The organism is Burkholderia sp. Tr-862 (assembly GCF_011753085.1).
Taxonomy (GTDB): Bacteria; Pseudomonadota; Gammaproteobacteria; order Burkholderiales; family Burkholderiaceae; genus Burkholderia; species Burkholderia ambifaria.
The window spans coordinates 1-5,084 of the sequence record NZ_VWWG01000268.1; the positions used below are offsets into that span (position 1 = coordinate 1).

At 71.7% G+C, this 5,084-nt stretch carries 4 protein-coding genes and 1 pseudogene; all 5 read right to left on the reverse strand.

Annotated elements, in window-relative coordinates:
* A partial coding sequence (locus F3J14_RS33325) for an MMPL family transporter (protein WP_166726520.1) occupies positions 1–1,218 on the reverse strand: 1,218 nt, incomplete at its 3' end.
* Positions 1,218–1,874: an outer membrane lipoprotein carrier protein LolA gene (locus F3J14_RS33330; RefSeq protein ID WP_166726521.1), complete on the reverse strand. Its 657-nt coding sequence runs from the start codon at positions 1,872–1,874 to the stop codon at positions 1,218–1,220. The genes F3J14_RS33330 and F3J14_RS33325, both read right to left, overlap by 1 nt.
* Positions 1,871–2,845, reverse strand: coding sequence for an acyl-CoA synthetase (locus F3J14_RS33335; protein ID WP_166726522.1), 975 nt, complete (start codon positions 2,843–2,845; stop codon positions 1,871–1,873). Before F3J14_RS33335 ends, F3J14_RS33330 begins: the two co-directional genes overlap by 4 nt.
* Complete coding sequence (locus tag F3J14_RS33340; protein ID WP_166726523.1) at positions 2,842–4,611, reverse strand: AMP-binding protein; 1,770 nt, start codon at positions 4,609–4,611, stop codon at positions 2,842–2,844. The genes F3J14_RS33335 and F3J14_RS33340 overlap by 4 nt, the downstream gene beginning before the upstream one ends.
* A 65-nt stretch (positions 4,612–4,676) precedes the next feature.
* A pseudogene (locus tag F3J14_RS33345) lies at positions 4,677–5,084 on the reverse strand (hypothetical protein); the annotation flags it as partial.

Here is a 5,084-nt window from a genome sequence, read left to right on the forward strand (position 1 = left end):
TCGCGTGACGAGCGCGGCGGCCGTCAGCCCGACGATCGAATAGAGCCCGAGCTGCACGAGGCCCGGAAAGCCGGAGAACAGCATCGACGCGAAGCCGCACACGGACGTGAGCACGCCGAGCCGGATCGTCGGCCAGTATGCGGCGAGCCACGCGCGCATCGCGTCGGCGGGCCGCGCGGCGCCGCGCGAGCCGGCCTGCGCCGATTGCACGAACAGGTAGATCGAATAGTCGACGGCCTCGCCGATCAGCGTCGTGCCGAAGCCGAGCGTCAGCCCGTGGACGGTGCCGAACGCGACGCTGACCGCCGCGATGCCGGCCGCGATGCCCGTCAGCACCGGCAGCAGCCCCAGCGCGAGCGTGCGCGGCGAGCGGTACAGCGTCAGCAGCAGCGCGACGATCAGCACGATGCTCGCGGTCGACAGCCGCTCGACGTCGTGTCGGATCGTGTCGCGCGTATCGACCGAGAACACGCCGGGGCCGGTCATCGCGAGCGTGTACGCGGCCGGGTTCGGCAGCGTCTGCGTCGCGGCGGAGAACGCGCGGCGCACCGCGTCGATCGCGCGTGCCTGCGCGTCGGTGTCGGAGCCGGCGGCGGCCGTCTGCACGACGAGCACCGCGCGCGTGCCGTCGCGCGACGCCCACACGCCGTCACGCACGGCAGGCTGCGCGCCGCTGTCGAGCTGGTCGACGAGCGCGGTCACTTCGCCGGTCGGATCGCGCGGCAGCATCGCCTTCGCGACGAGGCCCGCCGACGAGCCCAGCAGGTCGAGGCTGTCGCCGAGCGCCTGGTGCAGGCCGTTCGCGCTGAAGCGTCGCGGCGTGACGGCCGGGCTCAGCAGGTAGCGATGATCGAACACGAACTGCTGGTCGCGCGCGTCGTTCACGGCCTCGCCGTTGTTGATCGCGGACAATTGCCGGTCGGCGCGCAGCGTGCCGGCCACGCGCCGCGACAGCGCGGCACGCGCGGCCGCGTCGCCGCCGTCGATCGCGACGAGGATCAGCCGCGACACGATGCCGTCGCGCAGTTGATCGACGAGCACGCGCTGCCCCGCGCTCGGCGCGCGCGGCAGGAACGCGGACAAGTCGGCCGTGAAATTCGCGCGGGCGATCGCGATCCCGCATGCGACGAGCGCAAGCAGCCACACGAGCACGGCGCGTTGCCGCCAGGCGGGCAGGCGCCGGGTGACGGGGGCGGTCGGCCGGGTGCGTTCGTCCATTAGTTCGCCGGGACGGGTTGCAGGCGCATCGTCGAATGGTCGCCGTCGGCCTGCCGGATCGCGACGCTGCGCAACACGTCGCGCGTGCCGTCGAGCGTGATCGTGCTGACGACCTTCAGCATCCGCGAATCGAGCGGCGTGAGCGTCAGCGTCCAGTCGTCGCCACGGCCGGCGAGCGCGACCTTGTAGACCTGCTCGAGCGCGTAGCGGTTGCCGGCGAGCGTCGCGCGGATGCTGTCGATGAATGCGCCGAGCTCGGGGTAGCGCGCGAGCGCGAGCGTGAATTTGCGGTTGTTGCGCTCGACGGTGAGCATGTCGCCGTCGACGACGAGATGTTCGGGCTTCGGGCTCAGCGTGTGCTTCTCGAGATGGTCGGGCGCGACGAACACGAGCTCGCCCGACGATTCGAGCGGTTGCGCGGCGATCGACAGCGTCTTCGTCTCGGTGAACGTGGCACGCCCGGACTTGTGCTGCGCGAGCGTCGACATCAGCCGGTCGAGGGTCCATGCCGAACCGGTGTCGGCTGCCTGCGCGGGCAGGGCGAGCGCGACGGCGGCGGTGACGGCGAACAGGCGCGCGGCGCGTCGCGGCGCGAGCAGGAACGACAGCGGGAGCAGCAGTTGGAACAGCGCCAGGAAGCGGCGAACGGCGGTCATGCGTCGGAATCCCTCGGGGTGGACAGCCCGGTGCACGCGCGCACATCGTCGCGGCGCGCGGCGGCGTTGCCGGTCTGCCAGAAATCGAAATAGTTGAACCAGTTGTATGGGGCCGCGCGGCAATACCGGTCGAGCAGCGCGACGTAGCGCGCGAGCGCCGCATCGACGGCCGCCGCGCGCGTGTCGCGGCACACGTCGGAGAAATCGGCGAGCGTCTCGAAGTGCACATCGTAGCGATTGCCGTCGCGATAGAGGCCGGTCATGAACAGCACCGGGCGCCGCAGCATCGCGGCCATGTAGAGCGGCCCGAGCGGGAACGCGGCCGGCGCGCCGAGCAGCGGCAGCCGGCGCAGCGACGCGGCCGCGTCGTCGAGCAGCGTGCGGTCGGCGAGCATCCCGACCATGCAGTTCGCGTCGAGGCGCTCGCGCACCTTCAGCATCGAGTCGACCTGCCCGAGCGGAATCACGTCCGGCTTCGCGGCCGGATTCACGGCGGCGAGCGTCGCATTGATCTTGCGCGCGTTCTCTTCGAACATCGTGACGACGACGCGCAGGTCCGGACGCGTGCGGCCGATCGCCCGCACGACTTCGAAGCTGCCGAGGTGCGCGCCCATCAGGAACGCGCCGCGCCCGCCGGCGAGCGCGTCGTCCACCCGCGTTTCGCCGTGCAGCCGGATGTCGAACAGGTCGAAGCGGCCGTTCATCAGGTAGATGCGGTCGTGGATCGTCGCCGCGAACGTGAACACGTGCCGGTACACGTCGCGCCAGCCCGCCGGACGGCCGAGCACGCGGCGCAGGTAGTCGCGCGACGCCGCGCGGGCGACCGGCGAGAACAGCACGAAATAGGTTGCGATGGCGTGCAGCACGACGCGCGACGGCCGTCGGCCGAACCGCAGCGAGATCCAGGTCATCGCGCGCAGCAGCGCCTCGTTGCTGCGTTCCTCGCGCTCGGCCCATGCGGTGCGCTTCATGACTGTGCGCCTTCCGGTGTAGCCGGCGGCGCGGACAGCACGCCGGTCGCGACGTCGCGCGCGCCGGCGTGCAGCGTGAAGCGGATCGCACCGCCGGCCGCCGCATCGAACGCGAGATCGAGCGGTTCGCCGGGCGCGACCGGGCTCAGGAATTTCGCGGAAGCCAGCCGCCACGTATCCAGCGGGCGGTTCAGCGATGCGCCGAGCGCGGCGATCGCGTGATCGAGCAGCACGACGCCCGGCACGATCGGATGACCGGGGAAATGACCGGGCAGCGCCGGGTGATCGGCGGGAATCGTGAACGCGAGCGGCGCATCCGTCTCGCTGCGATCGCGCACATCGGCCGCGGCGGCGCGCGTGTGCCGTGCGACGAGCGCGGCGAGTACGTCGCGCGGCAGCTTGCCCGTTTCGTTGCGCGGCAATGCATCGACGAATACGAGCGGACGCGGCATGAACGCGGGATCGATCCGTTCGCGCAGCGCGCGCTGCAGGTCGGCCGCGGCGAGCGTCGGGGCGACCACGAGCGCAACGAGGCGCGTGACCGGTTCGCGGGTCGCGTCGGCGTCGGCCGGCGCGGCTTCGTCCGGCATGAAGAACACGCCGTCGACGACGCCGGCAATCGCATTCAATTGATGATTCAGATAGGCGAGCGACGTGCGCTTGCCCGCGATGTTGACGAGGTCCGCCTTGCGGCCGTGCAGCAGGAACCGGCCGTCGCCGAGCAGCTCGAGCGCGTCGCCCATCGGCACGGGGGCCTCGACGTGTCCGCCCGACACCCACACGGTCGGGCCGCTGTCGTCGCCCGCGGCGTCGCGATCCGGCGTGTCGTGCGCATCACGCGCATCACGCGCATCGAGCCGGATGTCCGGGAACAGTTGCCAGGTCGCGCCCTGCGACGTGCGGCGCGTCGCGATCTGGCCGGTTTCGGTGCTGCCGTAGATCTCGACGAGCGGCGCGCCGAGCGCGGCCTCGGCTTCGCACGCGAGTTTTTCCGACAGCGGCGCGGTGGCCGACAGCACGAGCGCGGCCGGCGGCAGCGCATGGCCGGCCGACAGCAGCGCGCGCAGGTGGATCGGCGACGTGACGAGCACGCGCGGCTGCGGGATCGCGCCGAGTTCGTCGCGAATGTCGACCGGATAGAACGGCTGGCGGTTGCTGAACGCGAGGCCGCCGATCAGCGCGAGCAGCACCGTCGACTCGAAGCCGTACATGTGCTGCGCGGGCACGGTGCCGATCAGCGTGGCCGCGCGGCCGTCGAGCAGGCCGAGGCGGTCGGCCGCTGCGCGCACGCAGCCGACCAGGAAGCCCCAGGTCTTGCGGTGCGGCACCGGCGCGCCGGTCGAGCCGGAGGTGAACACGTACGCCATGATCCGCTCCGCGTCGATCTGCGGCACCACGCAGGGTGCGTCGTCGGGGAGGTCGCCGGCGGCGGCGTCCGGATACGCGAAGCGCGGCAGGTCGATCGTGCAGTCTGGCGCGTCGTGCAGGCAGAACGCGTCCGGTGCGAACGACGCAAGCTGGCGCACCATCTCCGGCGTGTGCGTCGACGGCAGCAGGCTGATCCTGCCGGAGACGAGCGCCGCGCACAGGCTGACCGCGAAGCGGTAGCGGTCGCGGCACACGTTGAACACGTGGCCGCCGGCGGGCAGCGTGGCGGCCACGCGCGCGACGTCGGCGACGAACGCGCGCACGGTGACGGGCGTGCCGTCGCGCCAGGCGATCGTCTGGTCGGGCGAGGAATGGAATACCAGCGGGTGAGTCGGCATAAATCGGCTAGAGCGGGAAGCGGTGACCGGCGCGGCCGCGATGCGGCGCCGCGCCGGCCATGAATTCATCGTGACGGTTGCGTCGACGCGCGGTACGCGCGCACCGCGTCGACCATCCGCGGCCGCGCTTCGTGCGGCAGCGCGAAGCGCCGGCACGCATGCTCGGCGGCGAACATCACGGCGACGAGCGGCAGCGACAGGTAGTTCGCGAACGTCGACCACGCGACGATCGGCGCGGTCGCGAACATCAGCGTCGACACGGCGGCGATCGCGACGAAGAACAGCGTCCACGCGAGCGTGATGCGCCGCGTGTAGCGCGCGACGGCCGGCGTGATCGTGCCGTGGATCATCGTCGCGAAACGCGTGCACAGCGGCACCTGGCCGGCCGCGAGCGTGCGGCCGAACAGCAGCGCCATCGCGAGGTTGAAGCTCGCGTGTTCCAGATACAGCCCCCATTCGAAATGGCGCGCGAG

Excerpts from the sequence above, each read along its gene's own strand:
- F3J14_RS33330 (WP_166726521.1), bottom strand. The coding sequence starts at position 1,874 with ATGACCGCCGTTCGCCGCTTCCTGGCGCTGTTCCAACTGCTGCTCCCG.
- F3J14_RS33340 (WP_166726523.1), bottom strand. The coding sequence starts at position 4,611 with ATGCCGACTCACCCGCTGGTATTCCATTCCTCGCCCGACCAGACGATC.
- F3J14_RS33335 (WP_166726522.1), bottom strand. The coding sequence starts at position 2,845 with ATGAAGCGCACCGCATGGGCCGAGCGCGAGGAACGCAGCAACGAGGCG.